Consider the following 25,087-nt stretch of genomic DNA (forward strand, 5'->3'; position numbering starts at 1 on the left):
CGTGGCTGCTGGCCCACCCCCGGTTCCACCTGCACTTCACACCCACCGGATCGTCCTGGCTCAACCTGGTGGAGCGATGGTTCGCCGAGCTGACGAATAAACAGATACGGCGAGGCGTCCACAAGACTGTCCAGGCCCTGGAGCAGGACATCCGGACCTGGATCGCCGCCTGGAACACCGAACCCAGGCCCTACGTCTGGACCAAGACCGCGAACGAGATCCTCGAACGCCTCGCCTCATATCTGAATAGAATTCCTGACTCAGAAGACTAGGGCAGGGGCGACATGGAGGGTTTGGAAAGTGAACTCATGCCGAATCGAGGGTTTGAAAGTCCAACTCACTGGGCTATGTTACCGACGAGTGTCGGTCCACTTCTCCAACCCAGGAGCTTGTCATGCGTGACGCGGTCATCGTCGAAGCCGTTCGGACCCCGATGGGGAAGGGCAAGGCGGGCGGAGCCCTCTCCCACGTCCACCCCGTCGCCCTCCTCTCGCACACGCTGCGCGCCCTCGTCGAACGCAGCGGCATCGACCCCGCCCTCGTCGACGACGTGATCGGCGGCACCGTCGACCAGGTCGGCGAGCAGGCCATGAACACCACCCGGTACGCCTGGCTCGGCGCCGGATTCCCCGACTCCGTGCCCGCCACCACCGTCGACCGGCAGTGCGGCTCCTCCCAGCAGGCCGTCCAATTCGCCGCCCAGGGCGTGATGTCCGGCGCCTACGACATCGCCATCGCCTGCGGGGTCGAGTCCATGAGCCGGGTCCCCATGTGGTCCAACGTGCCGCCCGGCGCCGACCCCTTCGGGCCCGGCGTCGCCGAGCGCTACCCCGAGGGCCTCGTCCCGCAGGGCGTCAGCGCCGAGCTCATCGCCGCGAAGTGGTCGATCGACCGCGAGGCCATGGACGCGTTCGCCACCGGATCGCACACCAAGGCGGCCCGTGCCTGGGCGGCCGGACTCTTCGACGCGGAGGTCGTGCCGTACGAGAACGTCCGCCGTGACGAGTCGGTGCGCCCCGCGACCACGCCCGAGATCCTCGCCGGCCTCCGTCCCGCCTTCGAGGACCCCGGCTTCGCCGCCCGCTTCCCGCAGATCGACTGGTCCGTCACCGCGGGCAACAGCAGCCCCACCAACGACGGCGCCTCCGCCGTGCTCGTCATGGCCGCCGACACCGCCCGGAGCCTCGGCCTGCGCCCCCTCGCGCGGCTGCACGGCTTCGCCGTCACCGGCTCCGACCCGCTGCTCATGCTCACCGGCGTCATCCCGGCCACCGAGAAGGTGCTGCGCCGCTCCGGCCTCGGGCTCGCCGACATCGACCTCTTCGAGATCAACGAGGCCTTCGCCAGCGTCGTCCTCGCCTGGCAGCAGGAGACCGGCGCCGACCCGGCCAAGGTGAACGTCCACGGCGGGGCCATCGCCCTCGGCCACCCCCTCGGCGCCAGCGGCACCCGCCTCACCACCACCCTCCTCCACGCCCTGCGGGCCCGCGGCGGCCGCTACGGACTCCAGGCGATGTGCGAGGCCGGCGGCCTCGCCAACGCGATGATCGTCGAAGCGCTCTGACGCCGGCGCCCGCCCGCGCCCCGGAGCCTCAGCGGGCGCTGCCCACCGGCTCCGGTTCCGCGGCGGGAACCGGAGCGGGGGCGCGCAGGCCGTGCCGCTTGCGCCAGGCCACGACCGCCCCGGCGAGACCCGAGAGGACGATGAACCCGGCCGAGAAGAGGAAGGCCGGCGAGCCGGGCGCGTCGGCCTGGGCGCCCGCGACCACGTACGCCGCCGTGTTCGGCACCGTGCCCAGCGCCGTCGCGAGGAGGAACGGCACGTACCCCATGCGGGAGACCGCCGCGCAGTAGTTGGCCGCCGCGAACGGCACACCGGGGAACAGGCGGATGGCCAGCATCGAGCGGAAACCGTGCCGGCTCAGCTGCCCGTCCGCCGCGGTCAGCCAGCGGCCGCGCAGCAGCGGGCGCAGCGCGTCCTGCCCCAGGTACCGCCCGAGCGTGAAGGAGATGCCCGCGCCCAGCACCGTCCCCGCGACGGCGGCCGTCAGGCCGAACGCCGAGCCGAAGAGCGCACCCGCCGCCAGGTTGAGCACCGGCCGCGGCACGAAGGCCGCCGTGCACACCCCGTACGCGAGACCGAAGAGCAGCACCGCCCCGGCGCCGTCGGTCCGCGCCGGCCAGCCCGAGGCGAGCAGCCGCTGCGGTTCGTAGGCCACCACGAGGGCCGCCGCCGTGAGCAGCAGCAGCGCGAGCAGGGAGAGCCGCGCGCGGGGCGAGAGCAGGGCCCGGGAGCAGCGGACGGCGAGGGAGCCCGGCGGCCGGGGGACGGGGGCGAGCATTCGGGGAGAGTAACGGACGCGTCCGTATGATCGCCGTAATGTGCGCCATGTCCGTCCGGGCCGAGCCCGCAGCCCGCGCCGTCACCGGGAGCGCCTCATGACCGACCGTGGCCTGACCGAGAGGGCCCCTCATGGCCGACCGCGCCGTCACCGGGAGGGCCTTCATGACCGACCGCGCCCTGACCGAAAGAGCCTCATGACCGACCGTGCCCCCGTCGGCCCCGCCGCTCCCGGCGACCCGGCGCTCCCCGGCGGCACCACGCCGCCGCCCGAGAGCGCCCTCGCCGACACCGTCCTGGACCGGCTCACCGCGGTCTACCCCGCCGCCGGGAACCCGTTCCGGGCGCAGGAGATGGTCGCGTACATGAAGGGTGTGGCCCCGTTCCTCGGGGTGCGCACGCCCGAGCGCCGGGCCCTGTCCCGTACGGTCCTCGACGGCACCCCGCGCCCCGACGAGCGCGACTGCGCCGCCATCGCCCTGCGCTGCTTCGCCCTGCCCGAGCGCGAGTACCACTACTTCGCCGTCGACTACCTGCGCCGCCACGTGAAGCGCTGTTCGTCGGGCTTCCTTCCCGTCGCCCACCGGCTCGTCACCACCGTCTCCTGGTGGGACACCGTCGACCACCTCGCCGCCCACGTCGTCGGCCCCCTCGTCGCCGCCGACCCCTCCCTCGCGGACCGCATGGACGAGTGGGTCGAGGACGACGACCTGTGGGTCGCCCGCACCGCGCTCCTGCACCAGCTCCGCTTCAAGGAGGACACCGACGCCGACCGGCTGTACGCCTACTGCCTGCGCCGCTCCGCCGACACGGACTTCTTCCTCCGCAAGGCGATCGGCTGGAGCCTCCGCGAGTACGGGAAGACCGCCCCCGCCGAAGTCCGCGCCTTCGTCGCCGCTCACGAGGCCCGGCTGTCCCCGCTCTCCGTCCGCGAAGCCCTCAAGAACCTCTGACCGGCCCTGCCGCGGAACTCCGCCCGGAGGCGGAGCGGTCGGCGGGCAGCGGCACAATGAGGGCGTGAACGAGCACATTCCCGTTATTCGCGAGGTCGATCAGGGCACCGCGCGCCTCATGCCCGACGTGGACCGGGAGCGTGCCTGGCTGCTGACGGTCGACGGCGCTCCGCAGTCGTACGTGGACCTGGACGACCCGGCGCACCTGGAGTTCGAGTACGCGCGGCGACTGGCCCATGTCGTCGACGGCACCGCGGACGAGGGCGAGCCGCTGGACGTCCTGCACCTGGGGGGCGGGGGCCTGTCCCTGCCGCGGTACGTCGCCGTCACCCGGCCCGGCTCGCGCCAGGACGTGGTCGAGGCGGACCGGGGCCTGCTCGACCTGGTCGCCGAGCACCTGCCGCTGGCGGAGGGGTCCGGGGTCACCGTGCACGGGGCGGACGCCCGGGGCTGGCTCGAGGCGGCGCCCGCGGCGTCGGCCGATGTGATCGTGGGCGACGTCTTCGGGGGTTCGCGGGTGCCCGCGCACCTCACGTCCGTGGAGTACGCGCGCGAGGTGCGGCGGGTCCTGAGGCCGGGAGGTGTCTACGCCGCCAACCTGGCCGACGGGGCGCCGTTCGCGTTCCTCCGCTCGCAGATCGCGACCTTCGAGGCCGTCTTCCCCGAGCTGGCGCTGGTCGCCGAGCCGGCCGTGCTGCGCGGCCGGCGCTTCGGGAACGCCGTACTCGTCGCCTCGGGCAGGGAGATCGACATCGCACACCTCGCCCGCCGGGTGGCGGCGGACGCCTTCCCCGCGCGCGTGGAGCACGGCGCGTCCCTGGACCGGTTCGCCAAGGGAGCGGAACCGGTCAGGGACGCCGGGGCCGTGCCGTCACCCGTCCCCCCGGACGGCGCGTTCGGCATCGGCTGAGGTTTCTCCCCGGGGCCGTCCCGGCTCAGGGGCCCTGCCGGGCGCCCGGGCTCTCGGCCGAGGGCTCCAGCGGGGGGCCCGCGACCTCCTTCGTGTGCGGACGCCGGGTCAGGTTGCGTACGTCCGGCACCAGGAGGACGAGGGCGGTGACGAGCACCATGAGGGCCGCCGCGCCCCACAGCGCCTGGCTGCGGCCGAAGGCGGTCTCCGCCGGGCCCGCGAGCGCGGTGGAGACCGGCAGGAGGGCCGTCGAGCCGAACCAGTCGTAGGCGGAGACGCGGGACAGTTTGTCCTCCGGGATCTCCTGGTGCATGGTCGTCATCCACGACACGCCGAAGACCTCGATGGCCATGCCGCTGACGAACATCGCGACCGTCAGCCCCGCCGCGTCCAGGGGTACGGCGAGCGCCGCCGAGGGCAGCGCGATCGGGAAGACGCACAGCGTTCCGACGAAGAGGAGCCGGCGGGGCTTCCACCGGGTCATCAGCACGGCGCCCGCGACGGTCCCGACGCCGAACGCGGCGAGGGCGAGCCCCCAGGGCTGCGAGCCGCCCAGGTGGTCCCGGGCGACCAGCGGCCCGAACACCGAGTCGACCGCGCCGATCAGGGCGACCACCACCGAGAACTGCGCCACGATCGACCAGAGCCAGGGCCGGCTGATGAACTCCCGCCAGCCTTCCCGCAGATCGGCGAAGAGGCCGCCGCTCGGCGCGCGCTCCGGGATGCCCTTCACGTCGAGGAACGCACGGAGGCCGCCCGCCACGGCGAACGCGAGCGCGTCGATGGCCAGGACCCACCCGGGGCCCACGAACGCGACCAGCGCACCGCCGAGGGCGGCCCCGCCGATGCTCGCGCCGTGCATGGCCATCCGGTAGACGGCGAAGGCGCGGCTCGCCTGCTCCCCGGTGACGCTGGCCATCAGCATGCCCTCGGCCGCCGGGTTGAAGAAGGCCTGGCCGGTGCCGCACAGCGCGGTGAGCGCCATCATCTGCCAGATCTGCGCCTGGCCGGAGAGGACGAGTGCCGCGAAGGCGGCCTGGGACACGCAGTTGAGGGCGTTGGCGGCGACCATCACCCGGTGGCGGGGTATCCGGTCCGCCACGGCGCCGCCGATGAGCAGGAAGAGGACGAGCGGGAGGAAGCGGGCCATCGCCACGAGGCCCACGTCGCCCGGGTCGCCGCCGGCGTCGAAGACCGCCCAGGTCGTGGCGATCAGCGCGCCGTTCGCGCCGAGGTTGGTCACGATCGTGGCGGCGGTCAGCAGGACGTAGTTGCGGCCCGCCCATTCGGGGCGCCGGGTACGGGTACGGCCGGGGGAGGCGGGGGAGTCGGCGGGATTCGTCACCCCGGGACTATCCCTGCCGCCTCACCTTCCTGCCAAACCGATATCCGGACGGGGCCGGTGGAGGACCGGACGGGGCCGTCGGGAACCCGGGGCGAACCGCCGGGAACCCGACGCGACCGTCAGGAAATGTGCATGCCGGTCGGGAGTCCGGAGCGACCGTCAGGAACCGAGTAGGGCGGTCGGGAACCCGACGCGACCGTCAGGAACCGCGCATGCCGGTCAGGAGTCCGGAACGACCGTCAGGAGCCGGAGAGCCGGACCGTGGAGAGGATCTTCTGGATGGTGGCGTCGGGCAGTTCGTCCTTGACGCCGTCCGCCCCGTAGAGGACCCAGGTGGTGAAGTCGCCCGCCGCGTTCTTGAACGTGAAGGCGATCGACTTGCCGTCCGACTCGCACTTGTTGCGCTTCTTGACGTTCGGCGCCACGGCCGTCGCCATGTGCCCGGTGAGACCGGACTTGGTCGTGTACGCCACGGGCTTGGTGATCTTGATGGTGCTCTGCGGCATGTGCTGCGCGTAACCGCCCCACACCCACGTGCCCGCCTCGCTGCGCGCCGCGTCGGAGGTGCTCTTCGCGCCCTGGCCGCCCTTGGTGCCGGCGGTGCTCAGGCCCCAGGTCTCCTCGGTGCCGTTCTTGTCGGTGTCGTAGGTGCACCACTTGCTCTTGTAGCGCGTGGGGCTGGACATGGTGACGAGCGGGGTGCCGTCGTTCTTCTTCTCGTCGTCGAAGTACGTGATCATCCCCGGCTTCAGCACCTCCCACTCCGGCGGTACGTCGAAGAGGGTGCCGTGCTTGGGGTTGTAGACGACCTTCCAGCCCGGAATCGTCGGCTGCTGGGCGGCGCCGTCGCGCGGGTTCTCGATCGACGGTGAGGCGGTGGGCGCGGTCGTCGGGTCCGTCGGGGCGCCGGTCGTCACGGGCGGCTTGAGGTCGTCGGCGTTCGGCTTCTTGTCGTCGTCCTTGCCGAGCACGAGGTAGCCGGTGACGCCGGCGGCGACGACCACCGCGGTCGCGGCGACGATCGCCACGAGCGTCGTCTGCTTCTTCTTCCCGTCGCCGGGGCCGCCGGGCTGTCCGGGGCCGGGTACCGCGTACTGCGGCGCCGTCGGCTGCTGGTACGGGTTCGGCTGTCCGTAGCCGGGCTGCTGGGCGTATCCCTGCTGCGGGTACCCCGGCGGCTGCTGCGGGTACCCCGGCTGCGTCGGCGGCTGCTGGTACGGGTTGGGCTGCTGGTACCCCGACTGCTGGTAGGGGTTCTGATTCTGGTCCTGCGGGTTCTGCTCGCCCCCGGGCGGCTGCTGTCCTGGCCACATGGCCAGTAACCATAGAGGGGTGGGGGCGGCCGGGCCACGAGAGGGATGGCCAAGGCTGCTACTCGCGGGTAACATCACGGGTCATGAGCGCAGACCAGATGACCGTCGGCGAGATGCTCGCCGCGACGGTTCCCATGGCCGGAACCCTCAACCTGGAGTTCCTGGAGACCACCGCCGAGCGCGCCGTCGTGCGCCTGCCGGACCAGCCCGCCTACCACAACCACGTCGGCGGTCCGCACGCCGGAGCGATGTTCACCCTGGCCGAGTCCGCCAGCGGCGCCATCGTGCTCGCCGCCTTCGGCGACCAGCTGAGCCGTGCCGTCCCGCTCGCCGTCAGCGCCGAGATCGGCTACAAGAAGCTGGCCATGGGCGTCGTCACGGCCACCGCCACCCTCGGCCGCCCCGCCGCCGACGTCGTCGCCGAACTCGACGCCGGGCAGCGCCCGGAGTTCCCGGTGCGGATCGACATCACCCGCGAGGACGGCGCCGTCACCGGCGAGATGACCGTCGTGTGGACCCTCCGCCCGAGCGCCTGACCCGGCTCGCCGCGCGCCGCCCCCGCACCCTTCGAGTGCGGGGGCGGCCGTCTTCCGGCCTCGGGTGACCCAGCCCTCACCGTGGGCGTCGAGGTCGGTCCGTGCTGACCGGATAGGCTGCTGTGGCGTGCCCGACGCGGTGCACGCCGGGCGGCCGACACGGGAGGAACCGCGTTGCACGTGCAGGAATGGCTGGAGACGATCCCGGCGGTCGCGATCTACGCACTGGTGGGCGTGGTGATCGGCCTGGAGAGCCTGGGCATCCCGCTGCCCGGCGAGATCGTGCTCGTGAGCTCGGCGCTGCTCGCCTCTCAGCACGGCGAGATCAACCCCTACGTCCTCGGCGCCTGCGCCACGGCCGGCGCGATCATCGGCGACTCGATCGGCTACGCCATCGGCCGCAAGGGCGGCCGACCACTCCTCGCCTGGCTCGGGAAGAGGTTCCCCAAGCACTTCAGCGAGGCCAACATCGGGCTCGCCGAGCAGTCCTTCCAGAAGTGGGGCATGTGGGCGGTCTTCTTCGGCCGCTTCATCGCCCTGCTGCGCATCTTCGCCGGACCGCTCGCCGGCGTCCTGCACATGCCGTACTGGAAGTTCCTCATCGCCAACGTCCTCGGCGGGATCCTGTGGGCCGGCGGCACCACGGCCGTCATCTACTCGGTCGGCGTCGTCGCCGAGGCATGGCTCAAGCGCTTCTCCTGGCTCGGCCTGGTGCTCGCCGTGCTGATCGGCATCGCCTCGATGCTGGTCGTCAAGAACCGCGCCAAGAAGGCGGCGGCGCAGCGGGCCGCATCCGCCGAGGCGGAGCCGGTCCCGGTCGCGGACTGACCCCGGAGCCCGCACGGCGGAGGGCGGCACCCGGTGCGGGTGCCGCCCTCCGCCGCATCGAGGCTCAGGCGTCGAAGGCCTCGGCGTGGCCCTTCGCGAGCAGCAGGTACATCTCGGCGTTCAGCTTGATGCCCTCCTTCTCCTCGTCGGTGAGCGGGCGGCGCACCTTCGCCGGGACGCCCGCCACCAGCGAGCCCGGCGGGATCTCCATCCCCTGCGGGACCAGCGCCTGGGCGGCGATGAGGGAGCCGGCACCGATCCGGGCGCCGTTGAGGACCGTCGCGCCCATCCCGACGAGCACGTCGTCCTCGATGACGCAGCCGTGCACGGTGGCGTTGTGGCCGACGGTCACCCGGTCGCCGATGGAGACGGGGAAGCCGGGATCGACGTGCACGGTGCTGTTGTCCTGGATGTTGGAGTCCTCGCCGATCGCGATGGGACCGCAGTCCGCCCGCAGCACGGTGTGGTACCAGACGCTGGCGCGGGCGCCGAGCGTGACCTCGCCGAGCACCACGGAGGTCGGGGCGGTGAACGCGGTCGGGTCGATCAGCGGCTCCTTGCCGCCCACACCCTTGATCAACGCCTCTGTCATGGTTCGCTCCTGATCGTCAGCCGTGGTGTCGCGCCCGGGGGAACCCCCCGGCCGCAGCCTATTCCGTGCTCATGACGGACATCACAGCGCACCGCAGTGATCAGGCAGGACGGCGCCGACTACGGTGGCCGGGTGCCCAGGAACAGAAACACGTTCTCATCCCTCGCCGCCTGGCGGCGCCGGGTCGTCGCCCGCGCCGTGCAGGGCGGCTGGCGCTGGGCGCAGCAGGCCGGCTCCGTCACCGCCGAGCACCCCGGGCGGCTGCGCTTCCGCCGGCTCGGCGCGGGCACCCGGCTCGCCTTCCCGCAGGGCACGGTCTTCGGCGAGCGGTGGATCGAGATCGGCGAGTGCTGCATCATCGCCGAGCAGGTCACGCTGACGGCGGGCATGCTGCCCGACCTCGACCTGGGCACGGAGACCGTCCTGACCCTCGGCGACGGGGTCGTCCTCGGTCGCGGCAGCCACGTCATCGCCGACACGACGGTGACCATCGGCTCGAACACCTACTGCGGCCCGTACGTCTACATCACGTCGACCAACCACAGCTACGACGACCCCGACGAGCCCATCGGCCGCCAGTGGCCGCGCTCGGAACCGGTCTCGATCGGCCCCGGCTGCTGGCTCGGCACGGGAGCGGTGATCCTGCCGGGCGCGCGGATCGGCCGCAACGTGGTCGTCGCGGCCGGCGCGGTCGTCCGCGGCGAGGTCCCTGACCACTCGGTCGTGGCGGGGGCCCCGGCCCGGGTGGTCCGCAGCTGGGACCCCGAGAAGGGGTGGCAGCCGCCACTGCGGACCCCGACCCCCAGGCCGATCCCCGAGGACGTGACCCCGGAACAGCTCGCCGCGCTCGCGGCATGGGAAGCCGAACAGACGACCACGTCCTCCTGAACGAGTCACTCCGAACGCCGACGACGTGTCACGTGCTCAGGAGCGCGTGGGTTACGCGGCACGCCGTGCGAACGCGCGGGACGCGCGCCGGCGCTCGGGGTCGAACGCGTCGACCGCGCCCGCGCCCTCGTCGCCCGGGCCGCTGTTCCAGCCGCCGATCTTGCGGGCGACGCCCTTCAGACGCGGGTGGCCGGGCTTGACCGCGATCTCGAAGTGGGACTCCTTCGGCGTCGTGAAGTCGCCGCCCCAGGCGACGACGCCGTCGAGCTCGGCGAGGATGTCCCGGACGACGATCAGCTCGTTCGGGTACAGGTTGCCCTTGGAGCCGACGGGGTACCACGTGGGGCGGATCGCCAGTGCGCTGCCGGACAGGTAGTTCGACTCGTACGGCTCCGCCACCGCCCGGTCGCGGGTCCAGCCGTGCACGTCGCCGGTGCGCAGCGCGTCGATCTCGTAGTGGAATCGCCGGGCCACGTGCAGCAGGACGGTGGCGGCGTCGCCGTCGGCGAGCGAGACGTGCAGGCCGCTGCCCTCGATGGTGAAGGTGTTCGCGTGGGCGAGGACGGGCCAGCCGCTCCTGGACGCCGTCGACTGCCACGTGCGGCTGTCGGCCAGGGCCGGGGCGGCTCCGCCGAATTCGACCAGCGTCGCGGCGATCGCGACACCGGAGGTGGCGCCGATGAACCGGCGCCGTGAGAGCCCGATCAGGTTCATGACTGGTGCTCCTTTCTGGACGGGCTGAGAAGACGAGCGACCGCGAATCGCAGCAGGACGACGAGTGCGGCCAGGGCGATGACAGCGAAGATCACGATGGTCGGGTTGACCCACCCGGGCACCAGGTCGTAGTCCGCGTTGCACTTGTTGTGCAGGGGGAAGAGCTTTCCGAACTCCTCCGCACGGGCCTTCCGGTAGGCCTCGTCGTAGTTCTCGTGGCGCATGTAGAGGCAGGTCTTGCGGGTGTCGAGACCTCCCGCGAAAAGTCCCCAGAGCCACGACATCAGGCCGGCGCAGAGCGAGACGGAGAACACGCGCACCCACCACACGGGGTGCCGCCATTTTCCGTCCCGCAGCCCGCCGGCGATGCGGAAGAGGTTCCATAGGTTCCACAGCGTCCATCCGAGGAGAAGGAGGGCGCCGAGGGGTACGAGGATGTGCTTCATGCCGCTGTTCTCGCTGATCGTTACCGGGCGGACCGCGCTCGTGCGGCCTTGAGATAGTTCGAGTGGTTCGCCCGGAGCGTCGCCACGCTGCTCGTCTCCATTCCCATGCGGGCGAGCAGCGCGTCGACGAAGCCCTGCTCGAACCTCTGGAGCTTGTCGAAGCCGCCCGGGAGGTTCTGGTAATCGGCCGGGAACGCCGCGCCGGCATAGCCGATGAGGTACGCCTGGGCGACGGAGAGCGTTCCGTCCAGAGCGGTCAGGGCATTATGGGCGGAGGTCTTGCAGTCCGTGGCGTTGCCCCACCGCCCGGTGAAGTAGTTGTTGAAGCGGCGCAGACCGCCACCACCGTTGTAGTGGGCCTTCATGGCGTCGACGATGTTCCTGCCGCCTCGCACGGCCTGTGCGAGCAGGTACCCGTCGGCGTCCTCGATGAGGTCGTTGAAGCCGAACGAGGAGGAGACGCCCGGGACACCGAGCCTGGCGTGGGCGAACGCCAGCGGATCGGCGTACTGCTGTTCGGAGTTGCGCCAGTCGGCCCAGAACGTCATCAGGTCACCGGCCCAGCCGCCGACGTCGCCGCCGTTGGCGGACTTCTTGTTGTCCGGCTGGGCGGTCAGCAGGTGGGCGTTGGCCGTGGCCATCATGTGCTCGGAGCCGAGCTGGTACCCGGTGAAGGGGTCGGTGAAGAACTGGGTGATGCTCATGCCCTTGGAGTTGCAGAAGTCGACGAATCCGCCGTCGTAGCCGCCGATGAGGTACCACCAGCCGAGCTTGTTGGCCGTGTCCTTGTTGCCGTACGCGGAGTGACGGATGTACTCCATGACCAGCTGGCTCTGCTTCTGGCCGGTGGCGCCGTACTGGCCCGCCAGGTCGTACAGCTTCTGGACATAGGCGATGAAACCGTCCGCCGGGCCGCCCGTCTGGTTCACCGAGGAGACGCCGGCGTCGAGCCCGGAGGCGACGTCGTTGTCCAGGTCGAACGAGTCGGTGCCGTTGGTGACCTTGAACTCCTTGATCTGGTTGAACGCCCAGTTCCGCGGAATGGGGAAACCGAGGTTCCCGGAGAATCCCCAGGACATGCCGGAGACGAAGGAGAACCGGGCGAACGTCTTGTCGCTGACGGTGCTGCAGACATTCCGCGATCCGTAGACGCCGTGCGTGTACTTCTTGCCCTGGCTGGCGAGGGCCGCCTGCACGCCCTGGAAGTACGGCACGATGGCGCTGGCGATCTCCTCGCTGGTCGCGTCGTAGTCGACGGCGAAGTAGATCGTGGTGCCCCGGTTGAAGCCGTATCCGTCGGCACATTTCTGGGCGTTCAGCCCGTGCTGGTAACCGGTGGTGTAGGAGAAGTCCGAAACCTTGCGGGCGTTGTCCTGGTAGATCGGGAAGACCTTGAGCCCGGCGCGGAAGATGGTGTCCAGTTCCCCCGGCTTGATCTCCTTGTCGAGCGTGGAACCCGGCGGGTCGAATATGTAGCGTCCGACGAACCGGTATCCGTTGTCGAACAGCCACTTGGCGCGTGACGCGGTGATCTCGAACCGGGTGTCCGACGCGGTCGCCTTGCGGTCGGGATCGCCCATGGACACCAGGAGCTGCGCCCATGTCGCGTAATCGCCGGTGCGGTTGTCTGTGAGCTTGTTGAACTTCTGGAACACGCTGACCCAGTCGCCGAGCTTGGAGTCGAACGTGGAGCGCCACGTCGTGACGACAGGGTCGCCGATGGCGTCGAAGGTCGGGGAGTTGAAGAGGCACGCGGCGGAGAACAGCTGGACGAAGACTCCGGACGCCCCCTCGGAGAGGGTGTGGGACCGCAGTCCCGCCTGCGTCGCGGGGCCGAAACTGCCGTTCGGCGCGGCGATGCCCAGCTCGTACTGGAGGGCGATCATCAGCGACTTCTGGACGTCGCGGGAGTAGATCCCGTCACAGGGCCCGATGTTGTAGGCGTCCTTGGCCCAGTAACGGCTGTTCAGCCACTGCTGGACCGTCCGGATCCCGTCGCTTCCGCCGGCCACGACGACATAGGCGTCCATGTTGAGAAGGGCCTTGGCGACCTTGGCGTTGATGACGCCCGCGCCGCCGATTCCCATGTCGCCGCGGAGCTTCGACACGGCATCACGGGTGACGCCGGTGAACCAGCCTTCGCTCTTGGGCTCGACGGCCCAGTATCCCTTGCACCACATGGCGAACTGGAGGATCGCGACGATGTTCCGGTTCTTGTCCCACCCGAAGCCGATGTCGCCGAGCGCGGCCATCTTGGAGTAGGTGGTCGGGCCGAACGAGGCCACGACCGGGGTGATTCCGAGTTCCTTCTGCAGGCCCATGACCAAGGAGTTCATGGTCCCCCAGCCCGTGCGTCCGTCCTCGGGGCATGGCACGTATCCGGCGACACCCGAATAAGTGGAGTTCACCCACTTCTGGGCCCGGAGAACTTGCTCGTCCGCCACAGTTTCATTCCTTTCGTACGTACGGGAGCGGACGTGACGTGGTGTCGGCGCGGTAGCGCTTCCACCGGTCGATGCGGGTTGGTCGATCCCCGCACAAGAGAAATCCGTGCTCCGCCCCCGTGTTGGATTTCCCGGATTCCGAATCTATCCATGCCCCGGTGGCCTGGACGAGTGATCTTCCGGCCACACGGTGCCGGCTACGAAGCGCCTCGGGCTCTGAACGACGCCACCGTCGCCAGGCGCTCCGGTGCGAACGCGTCGATCGTGCCGGCCCCCTCACCGGGAGTGTCCCGCCACTCACGCAGCTTGCGAGCCACGTTCCGCACCTTCGGGTGGGTCGGCCCGAGAGCCAGCTCGAAGTGCGACTCGTGCGGGGTCGCCAGGTCGCCGCCCCAGGCGACGACGCCGTCGAGCTCGGCCAGGATGTCCCGCACCACGACCTGCTCGTGCGGGTACAGCCCGCCGCCGACACCGAGCGGGTAGGCGTCCCGGCGGATGGATATCGCCGTGCCGGACAGGTAGTTCGACTCGTGCGGCAGGCGGATCCTGCGGGTCGTGGAGTGGCCCGTCACGTCCCCCACGCGCAGCTCGTCGATCTCGTAGTGGAAGCGGCGGGCGACATGGAGCAGGAGCGTCGCCGCGTCGCCCTCGGCCAGCTGGACGGAGCGACCGCTGCCCTCGATGGGGTGCGCGGCGGCCGCGTCGAGGATCTTCCAGCCGTTGGCCGAACGGGTGCCGCGCCAGTTGGTCGGCTTCGGTACCGGGCCGGCCGTGGCGCCCGGGACGGCGGCCGCCGCCGGGGTGAGGTCAAGCAGGCCGAGGGCGGTGGCCCCGGCCAGACCGCCGGCGGCGCCGAGCACACGGCGCCTGCTCAGATCGTTCATCACGTGCCCTTCTTGTCGCTACGGCGCCGGACGACGGCCAGTCGTACGGCGTAGGCCAGGCAGAGGACCGCCAGCGCGGGCAGCACGGCCAGGGTCGGGTTGACCCAGGCCGGGACGAGGTCGTATCCGGCGTTGCACTTGTCGTGCAGCGGGTACCACCGCGTGTACTCCTCGAAGTTCGCGCTCCGGTAGAGCGCGTCGTAGGTCTCGCCCGCCCGGTGGCAGGCCTCCTCCGGGTCGAGCGAGGCGCCGGCCAGCGAGCCGACGAGGTACGTGACCCCCGTGGCCGCCAGGAGCAGTAACGCGCTCCAGACGAACCAGCCGGGGCTGCGGCGCCATGTCCCGGAGAACAACGGTCGGCTCCAGAAGAAGAGCCCGGCCAGGAGGGGGATGAGGATGGGGAGGAGGAGGATCACCATGGGCCAAGCCTGCACGTGCGGCGTGCCGCACCGGCCCTATCGCGCCACCTCGCCGTGGTCGCGCCTATCGGCCGGCCCCTCGCTGTGCCGCACGCTGGTCCGCCTGCTTGCGGTAGGTGGCGAGGTTCTGCTTGAACTGGGCGGCCAGGCTGTTCTCCAGGCCGATCAGGGAGAGCTGACGGTCGGTGAACCCCTGGCAGAACAGGGCGAGCTTCTCGGTGTTGCCCGGCAGCAGGACGTAGTCCGCGGGGAGCGCGGCGCCGGCGCCCGTGATGAGCGCGAGGCGGGCCAGGTTCACGGTGGTGTCGGCGGGGCCGGCGAGGACGTCCCAGCAGCAGGCGCGGCAGTCGGTGCCGTTGCCCCAGCGCCGGTCGAAGTGGCTGCGGAAGCGGCGCAGGCCGCCGCCGTTGTTGTAGTGGGCGTTCATCCAGTCGAGGATGTTCCCGCCGCCGTCGACGTGCTTGGCCAGCAGGTAGCCGTCGACGTCCTCGATCATGTCCGTGTAGCCGAAGCTGGAGACCTGGCCGGGGATGGCCAGCTTGGCCTGGGTGAACGTGAGCGGCGAGGCGTACTCGTCGACGTGGTTCCGCCAGTCCGCCCAGAAGGTCATGATGTCGCCGCCCCAGCCGGCGATGTCGCCGCCGACGGCCTCCTTCTTGTCGGACGGGTCCGAGTTGACCAGGAAGCCGTTGGCCGTGGCCATCAGGTGGGTGGCGTCGAGCTGGTAGCCCGTGATGGGGTCCGTGAAGGTGTTGAGGACCGACTCGCCGCGGGCCTTGCAGTAGGCGACGAAGCCGTCGTCGTAGCTGTCCGCCAGCCACCACCACTTCACGCCCTGGTACTTCTCGTGGCGGATGAACTCCATCACGAGACGGCTGGCGTTGGTGCCGACGTTGTTCGCCGTCTTGTAGGCGTTGGCGTGGTTGAGGAGCCGCTGCACGTAGGCGATGTAGCCGTCGGCCGGGCCGCCCGTCTCGTTGACGGAGCCCACGCCGGGCTCGCCGTTCTCCCGCCAGACGTCCCGGTCCAGGTCGAAGACGTCCGACCCGTTGGTGACCTGGAACTCCTTGATCTGGTTGATGGCCCAGTTGGAGGGCAGGGGGTAGCCGAGGTTGCCGGAGAAGCCCCAGGACATGCCGGAGACGAAGGAGAAGCGCGCCCCGGTCTTGGCGGTGACGTTGATACAGACGTTGCGGGAGCCGTAGACCCCGTGGAGGTACTTCTTGCCCTTGCTCGCGAGCCCGGCCACCACGCCGTTGAAGTAGGCGACGACGCCCTGCGGCTGCCCGTCGATCTCCCACTGCTGGGCGTCGTAGTCGACGGCGAAGTAGATCGTGGTGCCCCGGTTGAAGCCGTAGCCGGTGGCCAGCTCGTGTGCGTTGAGGGCGTGCTGGAAGCCCTGGCTGTAGGTGAAGTCGGAGAGCTGGCGGGCGTTGTCCTGGTAGATCGGGAAGACCCGCAGGCCGGCGCCGAAGATGGTCTGCAGCTCGCCCGGCTTGATCTCCTTGTCGAGGGTGGACCCCGGCGGGTCGTACAGGTAGCGGCCGACCATCCGGTAGCCGTTGTCGTACAGCCAGCGGGCCCGGGAGGGCGTGATCTCGAACCGGGTGTCCGAGGCGGTCGCCGTACGGTCCGCGTTGCCCATGGAGACCAGGAGCTGCGCCCAGGTGTCGAACTCGCCCACGCCGTAGGAGGCGTCGCCCTTCCGGTACAGCTGCGCGAACTCCTGGAAGATCTGGACGAACTCCCTGGTCTTCGAGTCGAAGGTGCTCTTGAAGGTCGTCCGGACCTCTTGGTCGTCCAGGCCGCGCAGGATCACCGGCTCGTTGAAGACACAGGCGGCGGTGAAGAGCTCCACGAAGATTCCGGAGTCGCCCTCGCGCACGGGGTGGGACCGCAGGCCGGCCTGGGTGCCGGGGCCGAAGTTGCCGCTGGGGGTGAGGCCCAGCTCGTACTGGATGGCGATGACCAGGGACTTCTGTACGTCCCGGGAGTAGATGCCGTCGCAAGGGCCGATCGAGTAGGCGTCCTTCAGCCAGTAGCGGCTGTTGAGCCACTGCTGGATGTTGCGGATCTTCTCGGTGCCGCCGGCCACGACGACGTACGCGTCCATGTTCAGGATGCACTTGAAGATCTTCGGCGTCACCTGGCCGCCCGCGGTCCCGGTGCCGCCGTCCGGCAGGCCCATGTTGACCCGGAGGGACTTGACCGCCTCGGTGGTGACCGCGCCGAACTCGCCGAAACCGTTGGCGCCCCAGTAGCCCTTGCAGAACAGGCCGTGCTGGATGATCCGCACGATGTTGGAGTTCTGGTTCCAGCCGAAACCGATGTCGCCGAGCGCCTGGACCTTGGCCATCGTGGTGGGGCCGAAGCTCGCCACCACCGGCGTGATGCCCAGTTCGTGCTGGAGGCCCATGATCAAGGAGTTCATGGTCGACCAGCCGGTTCTGCCGTCCTCCGGGCACCGTACATAGCCGGCCACGGCGCCGTAGGTCGCGTTGACCCACTTCTGGGCGTCGAGCACCTTCTCGTCAGCCACGGGATTCCCCCAACGGTCCGCTGCACGCGCCGGGTCGCGAAGCCTCACGACACGGGCCGGCAGTTCTGGAAAGAGCCAGGTGAACCTAAGCCGGTTGCCGCGCGGCTGCAAAGGGGATTCGGCCGCCGTGGCGCTCTTCTAACTCTCTTTTCTCGCAGGAGGGTTGAGGACCGATCGGGACCGGAAGGGGTGCTGCTCGGCCAGTCGTCGCGGGGCAGGAGAGGGCGGCCTTCGAGGCGCTCGATCCCTCGATGCCGCTGGGGGTGGGGGAGGTGGCGGGCGCCGGGCGCGCGTCGCACCCGCCGGGCGTGGGCAGGGTTCCGGCCACGCCGCGGCGGGGCGCGAGAGTGGGAGAAGAGAGCACGGAGTGCCAGATCCACGGGATGTGACGTTGGTCACGCCCGAATCGAGAGGGTGGGGTGGCCGATCAGGCCGCGACCAGCAGGACCGTGCCGCCCAGGGCGAGGAGCGCGCCGACGGCCTGGATCGAGCGGAGGCGTTCCTTGAGGAACGCGAAGGCCGCGAAGGCGGTGACGACGGGGTAGAGGCTGGCGAGGACCGCCGCGAGGGCGACCGGGCCCTGCTGGGCGGCGAGGGCGTACGTGCCGTTGGCGGCGACGTCGGCTAGGCCGACGAACGCGAGGGCCGGCAGCGCCGCGCGGATGATCCCGGGGCCGCCTTCGGGCAGCGCCCGGCCGCCGCGCTTCACCGACGCGTACAGGGCGCCGCCGCCGACCAGGACGTTGGTGACGCGCTGGACGAAGAGGGCCAGGAAGAGGCCGGTGAGGGTCGTGGAGGCCTCGGCGATGAGCGCCATGACCGAGCCGAAGCCGAAGGCCGCGACCAGGGTCAGCAAAACCGCCTGGCGCTGGACCGGCGCCCCGCGCAGTTCGGGGCCGCCGGCGAGTATCACGCCGAAGACCGCCACGCCGATGCCGGCGAACTGGAGCAGCCCCGGCCGGTCGCCGAGGAGGAGGCCCACGGAGACCGGGACGACCACGCCGAGCGAGCCGAGCGGCGAGACGACGCCCATGGGGCCGAGCGCGAGCGCCTTGTAGAAGGCGAGCATGGCCGCGGGTCCGACGACGCCGGCCCCGACGGCGTACCAGAGCTGCGGTCCGGCCTCGCTCCAGGCTCCGGTGGAGAGGACGATCGCGCCGAGGACGAGGACGGCGAGGACCTGGGAGACGACGACGACCGTGAGGGCGGGGATCCGCCGGGTGAGCAGCCCGCCGCCGAAGTCGGCGAGGCCCCAGAGCAGGCTGGTGGCCAGGGCGAACAGGGCGGTCATGGATCCTCGCAGTCGCGTACGGCAGGACGCAGTACAGTGCAGTGAACAATCGGGTACACCCCACCGTAGTTCAGTCCATTGAACTCTGTCATCCAAAATATTGGACGGAAATGTGTCGGACCTCGACCAGCTCACGCAGTCGCTCGCCCGGAACCTGAAGCGCTGGCGCAAGGAGCGGGGCTTCACCCTGGACGCGCTCGCCGCGCGGGCGGGCGTCAGCCGGGGCATGATCATCCAGATCGAGCAGGCCCGGACGAACCCCAGCGTGGGCACCACGGTCAAGCTGGCCGACGCGCTCGGCGTCTCCATCACGACCCTCCTCGACTACGAGCAGGGCCCCCAGGTCCGGCTCGTCCCGCCCGGCCAGGCCGTCCGCATGTGGTCCACCTCCACCGGCAGCCACACCACCCTGCTGGTCGGCACCGAGGCCCGCGGCCCGCTGGAACTCTGGTCCTGGACCCTCATGCCGGGCGACGGCAGCGCCTCCGACCCGCACCCGGACGGTACGACCGAGCTCCTGCACGTCACCGCCGGAGTCCTCACCCTCGTCGTGGACGGCGAGGAGCACACGCTGCCGGCCGGCACCTCCGCCGTCTTCGAGGCGAACGTGGCGCACGTCTACCGCAACGACGGCGACGAGCCCGTCGAGATGACGATGGCCGTCTCCATCCCGCCCGTACGCTGAGACGCCCGTCCGCCGCCCGCCCCGGGTCGTCAGCGTGGCGTGCATGCGCGCACCCGTCGGAGACTTCGCGACGCCCGGCCCGCCCCCGAACGCCGACTTCACCACGCAGGCGGCGAGGGCCGGCGTCAACGGCGTCGTCCCGCGACCGGTCAGCCCAGGCGCGGGATCTCGATCGCGGGGCAGCGGTCCATGACCATGTCGAGGCCCGCCGCGCGGGTGCGGGCGAAGGCGTCGTCGTCGATGACGTCCAGCTGGAACCAGACCGCCTTGGCGCCGATCCCCACCGCCTCGTCGGCGATCCCGCCCGCCTGGTCGCTGTTCACGAACACGTCGACGACGTCCACCGGGAACGGGATGTCGGCGAGGGAGGCGTACCCCTGCTCGCCGTGGACCGTCTCCGCCTTCGGATGGACCGGGACGATCCGCTTGCCGAAGCGCTGGAGGACCGCCGCCACGCCGTACGCGGCCCGCGCCTGGTTGGAGGAGAGCCCCACCACCGCCCAGGTGTCGCCGGTGGACGTCAGGATCCGCCGTACCGTCTCCGCCGCGGAGTACCCGCTCGGCTCCGTGGTCGCTGTGTCGACGCTCATCGTTACTGCTGCCTCTCCTCGGCGCGGTCCGTCCCCCAGGGGAACGAGCCGCGCCGCGCGGTGATTCCCGCCGGGACCCTCAGCCGTCCCAGGCGCGCCGTTCGGCCTCGCGCGGGGCCTCGACCAGGGACGGAGCGCCCGGGCCGAAGGCCATGACCGGCCGGGCGGGATCCCAGGCCCGCCAGCCGGGGTCGCCGGTCGCGGCGAAGGCCACCCAGGCCGCGTGCATCGCCGCGGCCAGGGCGGGGGGCGCGTCAGGGCCCGTCAGCGCCCGGGTCTCCGGCAGGTCGAGCGTGTCGAAGACGAAGCCGAGCTCCAGCGCGTGACAGGCCCCGAGGCCGAGGACCGGCGAGCGCCAGCCGAACTCGTACAGATACGTGCCCCCGGGTGCGCCGGAGCGCAGGCGGGCATCCGCGAGCCGGTTCAGCGGTATCCGCAGCAGCTTGTCCGTCGCGAGCGCGCCGAGCACCTCGCCGGGCTTCTCCCGCGTACGGCCCGCCCGGTACACCCGGGCCGTACGCGACGGCACCCTCGTCTTCCACAGCACGAGCCGCTGCGCGAGGGGCCCCACCCGGTCGACGACCCCGCCCGGCACGAACCAGAGCCGGTACTCCTCGGTGGTCGTGCCCATCAGGACGTCCACCCCGGCCGATGCCCCGGCCGCGAGCGCGTCCGCCGGATCCCGCGGCAGGACCTCGCCGTCCACGGCGATCTGGAAGGAGTACCCGCCCGTCAGCGGCGAGCCCTTGCCGGTCACCTCCGTCTGCGCCGCGAGCAGCCGCTCCGGGTTTACGCGCGCGAGTGCCTCCGCCGTCGCCGGCACCTTGAGCCGCGCGGCCACCGCCTCCGTGGTCCGGCGCGCGCGGTCGAGCGGCAGTGCCATCGGGGCGCCGCTCTGCAGCACCGCCCGCCGGAACAGGCCCTCGGCGAGCGGCGAGGCGAGGAGCGCGGCGATCGAGATCGCGCCCGCCGACTCGCCGAACACCGTCACCCGCTCCGGATCGCCGCCGAAGGCCGTGATGTTCGCCCGCACCCAGGCGAGCGCGGCGATCTGGTCGCGCAGGCCCAGGTTGGCGGGCGCGTCGGGGAAGACCCCGAACCCCTCGACGCCGAGCCGGTAGTTGAGCGAGACGAGCACCACGCCGTCGCGGGCGAACGCGGTGCCGTCGTAGACGGGGACCGACGAGGAGCCGTGGATCAGGGAACCGCCGTGGATCCACACCATCACCGGCCGCCCGCCCTCCGGCGCGGCCGGCGCCGAACCCTCCCACGGAGCCCACACGTTGAGGTTCAGACAGCCGTCGCCCACCACCTCGGGGTCGGGAAGGAGCGCGTCCAGCGGCGGGGAGTACGGGCGCTTGGGCGCCGTAGGACCGAACGCCGTGGCCTCCCGCACCCCGTCCCAGGGTTCGGCCGGCTCCGGCCCCCGGAAACGCAGCTCACCCACGGGCGGCCGGGCATAGGGGATGCCGAGGAAGGCGGCCACCCCGCCCTTCAGGGAACCGCGCAGCACGCCGCCGCGCGTGCGGGCCTCGGGACCGTACTCCGACACCGATTCAGGCCTTTCTCGTGGTCGACGGTGACGCGAAGGCAGGGCGGCGCGCAGGGGGTGTCCCGCCGATCAGGCCCGGCGAGCCGGCCGGGACCTTCCGGACAGGGCCTGACTCCGCTCCACCAGTGCGCGCTTGAGGACCTTGCCCGTCGGGCCGAGCGGCAGCTCGTCGACGAAGCGCACGATCCGGGGGTACTTGTGGCGGCCGAGCCGCTCGCGGGACCAGTCGACGAGCTCGTCCTCGGAGAGCGGGGCGGCGTTCTCCCGGCGTACCACCACCGCGCACACCTCCTCGCCCTTCGCCTCGTCGGGGACGCCGATCACCGCGACCTCCGCGACCGACGGATGGCGGACGAGCACCTCCTCGACCTCCCGCGGGTAGATGTTGAAGCCGCCGCGGATCACCAGGTCCTTCTTCCGGTCCACGATCCGCAGGAAGCCGTCCTCGTCTCGGGTGCCGAGGTCGCCCGTGCGGAACCAGCCGTCGACGACCGCCGCGGCCGTCGCCTCCGGGTCGTCGAGGTATCCGGCGAAGACGTTGTGCCCGCGCACCACGACCTCGCCGACCTCGCCGTCCGCGAGCAGCCGGACCTCCCCGTCGACGGCCGCGTCCGCGACGCCCACCTCGACACCCCACACCGGATGCCCGACCGTCCCCGGCCGGCGGCCCAGGTGCGGCTGGTTGAAGGTGGCGACCGGCGAGGTCTCCGTCAGGCCGTACCCCTCGAGGACCTGGGTGCGGAAGGCCTCCTCGAAGCGTTCCAGGACGGCGACCGGCAGCGCCGCTCCGCCCGACACGGCGGCGCGCAGGGCCGTGGGCCGCAGCTCCGAAGCCGCCGCGGCCTCCACCAGGGCGTGGTACATCGTGGGGACGCCCATGAAGACCGTCACGCCCTCGTCGGCGAGCACCCGGAGCGCCGCGGGACCGCTGAACCGGGGCATGAGCACCAGCGTCGCGCCCTGGCGGAGAGTGCCGTTCATCGCACACGTCTGGCCGTAGCTGTGGAACAGCGGCAGACAGCCGAGGACCACGTCGCCGGCGCCCAGACCGAGCAGGTCCTGGGAGGTCACGGAGGCGTTCATGACGATGTTGAGATGCGTGAGCAGGGCGCCCTTGGGGCGGCCCGTCGTGCCGCTCGTGTAGAGGATCACCGCGATGTCGGACGGCTCGGCCGGCTCCGGCGCGGCGAGCGGCTCCGCGGCCGACGGCGCCCCCTGGAAGGCGCGCACCCCGGCGGCCCGCGCCGCCTCGTCGGCCACCGCCCAGAGCGGCCCGCCGCTGACGATGCCGACCGCGCCGCTGTGTTCGAGGACGTGCCGCACCTCGTCGGCGACGAGCAGCGCGTGCACCGGCACCACCGTCGCGCCGGCGGCGAGGGCCCCGTAGTACACGCGCAGGAACTCGGTCGTGTTCGGCAGCAGCACGGCCAGCCGGTCGCCCGGCTTCACACCGGCCTCCCGCAGCCCCGCGGCGCAGCGCAGCGCCTCCGTCCACAGCTCGCCGTAGGTGAGCCGGGTCGCTCCCTCGACCACCGCGATCCGGTCGGGGAAGTGGCGGGCGGACTCGCCCAGCACACCGGCGACGCTCAGTGACATGACACGCTCCAGGGGGCACGGAGAGGACGACGCCTCGGACACCGCTCGGAGGACGCGGAGGCGACGGCGCCGTCGACCATCGGCTGACACCGCACAGAATCCGCCGCGACCCCGCCCGCACACCATGTGCAGACGCCCACCATGTGACGGAGCGAGCTGGGCAACGGCCCCACCGTCGACCCCGCCCCGTGGCATTCGCCAAATACCGCCGCTACGGTGCCTCGCATGACGCACAGCTCGGCCGCGCCCGGCGAACCCGCGGGGGCGCGCTCAGGCGGAAGCCACACGCCCCTGGGCACCGCCGGAGGCTCCGGCGCGCTCCGCCGCGCCCTCGCCACGACGATGCTGGCCGACGTCGACCGGCTCACCGACCGCGCCGTCGCCGACATCCGCGCCCACTCCGGTACGTACGCCTCCGGCGCCCCCGTCACCCGGGAGGACCTCTGGGAGATCTGCCGGGACAACCTGCTGCGCGCCCTGGAGGACTTCGGCGGCCTCGACGCGACCGGCGGCGACTTCGAGTGGGCGGCGCGAGAGACCGGCCGCCGCCGCGCCGAGCAGGGCGTGCCGCTCGACACCGTCCTCCAGGCCTACCGGCGCGGCGGCCGGGTCCTCTGGCAGGTCATGGCCGAGCACCTGCGCGTCCGGGCCGGACGCGCCTCCGACAGCCGCGACACCGAGCTCGACATGGCGAGCGGCGTCTGGGAGACCATCGACCGCTACTCCGTCGCCATGGCCGACGCCTACCGGGTCGCCCAGCTGGAGCTGCAGAGCCGCCAGGACACCCGGCGCGTCGCCCTCTTCGAGGCGCTGCTCGACGGCCGCGCCGACGACCCGGCCGTGGCCTCGGCCGCCGCGGCCGCGCTCGGCGTCCCCGCGGTCGACCGGTACGTCGCCGTGGTCGCCGCCCAGGACCCGGCCGCACCGCCGCACCTGGCGCCCGCCCTGGAGGCCCAGGGCCTGTGGTCCTTCTGGCGGCCCCGCTCGGGGCGGTACGCCGGCATCGTCCGGCTGCCCCGCCGCGTCACGCCCGCCGACCGGACCCCGACCGGACGCGGCGGCGCCGACCCGGCGGTCCGTACCCTCCTCGCGGCCCTGCGCGAGCGGACCGGCGCGACCGCCGGCGTCTCCCCTGAGTTCGAGCGGCTCTCCCAGGCCGGCCGCGCCCTGCGGCTCGCCGAACAGACCCTGCGCACCCTCCGGGCCGGCAGCGGCGAGGTCGCGGGCTTCGACGCCCGGCTCGCCGAGGTCCTCCTCAGCGGCCGCACCGACATCGCCGAGCGGATCGTCACCGTCCACCTCGGCCCCGTCCTCGCCACCGGCGGCGAGCGGGCCGCGCTCCTCACCACCCTCGGGGCCTGGCTCGACCACGGCTGCTCGGCCTCACGGGCCGCCGAGGAGCTCTACTGCCACCGCAACACGGTCCTCAACCGCATCGGCCGCATCGCCGAGCTCACCGGCCGCTCCAGCGAATCGGGCGAGGCCAGGCTCGGCTGGGCCCTGGCCCTGCGCGCCCTGCCGTACGCGGGCCTCGCGGCCGCCCCCGTACCGGCCGCCGGAGAACGGGACGCCGACGGAACGTAGGCTGGCCGGATGCAGGAGCAGTACCGCACGCCGGCCCGCGAGGGCGTGCACGAGACCGAGATCAACCGCTCGCGCTTCCTGTGCGCGCTGGCGCCCGTCGCCGACGAGCGGGAGGCCCAGGAGTTCGTCGCCCGCATCCGCAAGGAGCACCCGACCGCCACCCACAACTGCTTCGCCTACGTCCTCGGCGCCGACGCCTCCGTCCAGAGGGCCAGCGACGACGGCGAGCCGGGCGGCACGGCCGGCGTCCCCATGCTCCAGATGCTGCTGCGCCGCGAGGTGCGGTACGTCGCGGCCGTCGTCACCCGCTACTACGGCGGCGTGAAGCTCGGCGCCGGCGGCCTCATCCGCGCGTACGGCGGCGTCGTCGGCGAGGCACTCGACGCCCTCGGCACGATCACCCGGCAGCGCTTCCGGCTCGCCACCGTCACCGTCGACCACCAGCGGGCCGGGAAGCTGGAGAACGACCTGCGCGCCACCGGGCGCGCCGTCCGTGACGTCCGTTACGCCGACGCCGTCACCATCGAGATCGGCCTGCCCGACTCGGACGTCCCCGCCTTCCGCGCCTGGCTCGCCGACACCACGGCGGGCACGGCCGCCTTCGAGCTCGGCGGAGAGGCGTACGGCGACGCGTGAC

General features: G+C 71.8%; 23 protein-coding genes and 1 pseudogene. 10 read left to right on the forward strand and 14 right to left on the reverse strand.

The window, feature by feature from the left end:
* Both MRBLMG1_RS06505 and MRBLMG1_RS06510 read left to right on the forward strand, forming a co-directional pair.
* Positions 1-272: pseudogene (locus MRBLMG1_RS06505) on the forward strand (IS630 family transposase); the annotation flags it as partial.
* A 122-nt stretch (positions 273-394) separates the two neighbouring features.
* Positions 395-1,564, forward strand: a complete 1,170-nt coding sequence (locus tag MRBLMG1_RS06510; protein ID WP_367821639.1) for a thiolase family protein — start codon at positions 395-397, stop codon at positions 1,562-1,564.
* 28 nt (positions 1,565-1,592) lie between these two features.
* Here MRBLMG1_RS06510 and MRBLMG1_RS06515 read toward each other — a convergent pair whose 3' ends face one another.
* On the reverse strand, positions 1,593-2,342 hold the full coding sequence (locus MRBLMG1_RS06515) for a TVP38/TMEM64 family protein (RefSeq protein WP_367821641.1): 750 nt from the start codon (positions 2,340-2,342) through the stop codon (positions 1,593-1,595).
* Between the two features lie 196 nt (positions 2,343-2,538).
* On the opposite strand from MRBLMG1_RS06515, the gene MRBLMG1_RS06520 reads away from it, so the two are divergent.
* On the forward strand, positions 2,539-3,294 hold the full coding sequence (locus tag MRBLMG1_RS06520; RefSeq protein ID WP_367821643.1) for a DNA alkylation repair protein: 756 nt from the start codon (positions 2,539-2,541) through the stop codon (positions 3,292-3,294).
* A 64-nt stretch (positions 3,295-3,358) separates the two neighbouring features.
* A complete protein-coding gene (locus MRBLMG1_RS06525) occupies positions 3,359-4,204 on the forward strand; it encodes a spermidine synthase (RefSeq protein WP_367821645.1) in 846 nt (281 codons plus the stop codon).
* A 25-nt stretch (positions 4,205-4,229) separates the two neighbouring features.
* Here the strand turns inward: MRBLMG1_RS06525 and MRBLMG1_RS06530 are convergent, their stop codons facing one another.
* Both MRBLMG1_RS06530 and MRBLMG1_RS06535 read right to left on the reverse strand, forming a co-directional pair.
* Positions 4,230-5,549, reverse strand: coding sequence for an MFS transporter (locus MRBLMG1_RS06530; RefSeq protein ID WP_367821646.1), 1,320 nt, complete (start codon positions 5,547-5,549; stop codon positions 4,230-4,232).
* A 239-nt stretch (positions 5,550-5,788) separates the two neighbouring features.
* The gene (locus tag MRBLMG1_RS06535) at positions 5,789-6,862 is read right to left on the reverse strand and encodes a hypothetical protein (RefSeq protein WP_367821647.1); all 1,074 of its coding nucleotides are present in this window, start codon (positions 6,860-6,862) and stop codon (positions 5,789-5,791) included.
* Positions 6,863-6,960: 98 nt separating this feature from the next.
* Between MRBLMG1_RS06535 and MRBLMG1_RS06540 the strand changes: the two genes are divergently transcribed.
* Positions 6,961-7,398: a DUF4442 domain-containing protein gene (locus MRBLMG1_RS06540; protein WP_367821895.1), complete on the forward strand. Its 438-nt coding sequence runs from the start codon at positions 6,961-6,963 to the stop codon at positions 7,396-7,398.
* A gap of 174 nt (positions 7,399-7,572) precedes the next feature.
* Positions 7,573-8,226 carry a DedA family protein gene (locus MRBLMG1_RS06545; RefSeq protein ID WP_367821649.1) on the forward strand — a complete coding sequence of 218 codons (654 nt, stop codon included), beginning with the start codon at positions 7,573-7,575 and terminating at the stop codon, positions 8,224-8,226.
* Between the two features lie 64 nt (positions 8,227-8,290).
* Here MRBLMG1_RS06545 and MRBLMG1_RS06550 read toward each other — a convergent pair whose 3' ends face one another.
* Positions 8,291-8,818, reverse strand: a complete 528-nt coding sequence (locus tag MRBLMG1_RS06550) for a gamma carbonic anhydrase family protein (protein WP_367821651.1) — start codon at positions 8,816-8,818, stop codon at positions 8,291-8,293.
* Between the two features lie 132 nt (positions 8,819-8,950).
* Here MRBLMG1_RS06550 and MRBLMG1_RS06555 point away from each other — a divergent pair, with 132 nt between their 5' ends.
* Positions 8,951-9,706, forward strand: coding sequence for an acyltransferase (locus MRBLMG1_RS06555; protein WP_367821653.1), 756 nt, complete (start codon positions 8,951-8,953; stop codon positions 9,704-9,706).
* 51 nt (positions 9,707-9,757) lie between these two features.
* Here the strand turns inward: MRBLMG1_RS06555 and MRBLMG1_RS06560 are convergent, their stop codons facing one another.
* From MRBLMG1_RS06560 to MRBLMG1_RS06590, 7 genes are all read right to left on the reverse strand, one after another.
* Positions 9,758-10,420: a hypothetical protein gene (locus tag MRBLMG1_RS06560; RefSeq protein ID WP_367821655.1), complete on the reverse strand. Its 663-nt coding sequence runs from the start codon at positions 10,418-10,420 to the stop codon at positions 9,758-9,760.
* The gene (locus MRBLMG1_RS06565; RefSeq protein ID WP_367821657.1) at positions 10,417-10,866 is read right to left on the reverse strand and encodes a hypothetical protein; all 450 of its coding nucleotides are present in this window, start codon (positions 10,864-10,866) and stop codon (positions 10,417-10,419) included. The genes MRBLMG1_RS06560 and MRBLMG1_RS06565 overlap by 4 nt, the downstream gene beginning before the upstream one ends.
* A 20-nt stretch (positions 10,867-10,886) precedes the next feature.
* Entirely contained in the window at positions 10,887-13,202 is a 2,316-nt protein-coding gene (locus MRBLMG1_RS06570) for a glycoside hydrolase domain-containing protein (protein WP_367821659.1), read from the reverse strand.
* A 305-nt stretch (positions 13,203-13,507) separates the two neighbouring features.
* Positions 13,508-14,194 (reverse strand): hypothetical protein, encoded by a 687-nt coding sequence (locus MRBLMG1_RS06575; protein WP_367821661.1) that lies wholly within the window; start codon positions 14,192-14,194, stop codon positions 13,508-13,510.
* Complete coding sequence (locus MRBLMG1_RS06580) at positions 14,194-14,613, reverse strand: hypothetical protein (RefSeq protein ID WP_367821663.1); 420 nt, start codon at positions 14,611-14,613, stop codon at positions 14,194-14,196. The genes MRBLMG1_RS06575 and MRBLMG1_RS06580 overlap by 1 nt, the downstream gene beginning before the upstream one ends.
* 64 nt (positions 14,614-14,677) lie before the next feature.
* Positions 14,678-17,152 (reverse strand): glycoside hydrolase domain-containing protein, encoded by a 2,475-nt coding sequence (locus MRBLMG1_RS06585; RefSeq protein ID WP_367821665.1) that lies wholly within the window; start codon positions 17,150-17,152, stop codon positions 14,678-14,680.
* Positions 17,153-17,579: 427 nt separating this feature from the next.
* Positions 17,580-18,443 (reverse strand): EamA family transporter, encoded by an 864-nt coding sequence (locus tag MRBLMG1_RS06590; protein ID WP_367821667.1) that lies wholly within the window; start codon positions 18,441-18,443, stop codon positions 17,580-17,582.
* Between the two features lie 112 nt (positions 18,444-18,555).
* Between MRBLMG1_RS06590 and MRBLMG1_RS06595 the strand changes: the two genes are divergently transcribed.
* Positions 18,556-19,128 carry a helix-turn-helix domain-containing protein gene (locus tag MRBLMG1_RS06595; RefSeq protein WP_367821669.1) on the forward strand — a complete coding sequence of 191 codons (573 nt, stop codon included), beginning with the start codon at positions 18,556-18,558 and terminating at the stop codon, positions 19,126-19,128.
* Between the two features lie 149 nt (positions 19,129-19,277).
* Here the strand turns inward: MRBLMG1_RS06595 and MRBLMG1_RS06600 are convergent, their stop codons facing one another.
* The 3 genes from MRBLMG1_RS06600 to MRBLMG1_RS06610 all read right to left on the reverse strand — a co-directional run bounded on the left by MRBLMG1_RS06600 (position 19,278) and on the right by MRBLMG1_RS06610 (position 22,866).
* The gene (locus tag MRBLMG1_RS06600) at positions 19,278-19,718 is read right to left on the reverse strand and encodes a CoA-binding protein (protein ID WP_367821671.1); all 441 of its coding nucleotides are present in this window, start codon (positions 19,716-19,718) and stop codon (positions 19,278-19,280) included.
* Positions 19,719-19,797: 79 nt separating this feature from the next.
* Positions 19,798-21,270 carry a carboxylesterase/lipase family protein gene (locus MRBLMG1_RS06605; RefSeq protein WP_367821672.1) on the reverse strand — a complete coding sequence of 491 codons (1,473 nt, stop codon included), beginning with the start codon at positions 21,268-21,270 and terminating at the stop codon, positions 19,798-19,800.
* Positions 21,271-21,339: 69 nt separating this feature from the next.
* Complete coding sequence (locus MRBLMG1_RS06610; RefSeq protein WP_367821673.1) at positions 21,340-22,866, reverse strand: long-chain-fatty-acid--CoA ligase; 1,527 nt, start codon at positions 22,864-22,866, stop codon at positions 21,340-21,342.
* Positions 22,867-23,091: 225 nt separating this feature from the next.
* Here MRBLMG1_RS06610 and MRBLMG1_RS06615 point away from each other — a divergent pair, with 225 nt between their 5' ends.
* A complete protein-coding gene (locus MRBLMG1_RS06615) occupies positions 23,092-24,450 on the forward strand; it encodes a PucR family transcriptional regulator (RefSeq protein ID WP_367821675.1) in 1,359 nt (452 codons plus the stop codon).
* Between the two features lie 9 nt (positions 24,451-24,459).
* Positions 24,460-25,086, forward strand: a complete 627-nt coding sequence (locus MRBLMG1_RS06620; protein ID WP_367821676.1) for a YigZ family protein — start codon at positions 24,460-24,462, stop codon at positions 25,084-25,086.
* The last annotated feature ends 1 nt before the right edge of the window (position 25,087 follow it).

Source organism: Streptomyces sp. LMG1-1-1.1 (assembly GCF_040815545.1).
GTDB lineage: Bacteria > Actinomycetota > Actinomycetes > Streptomycetales > Streptomycetaceae > Streptomyces.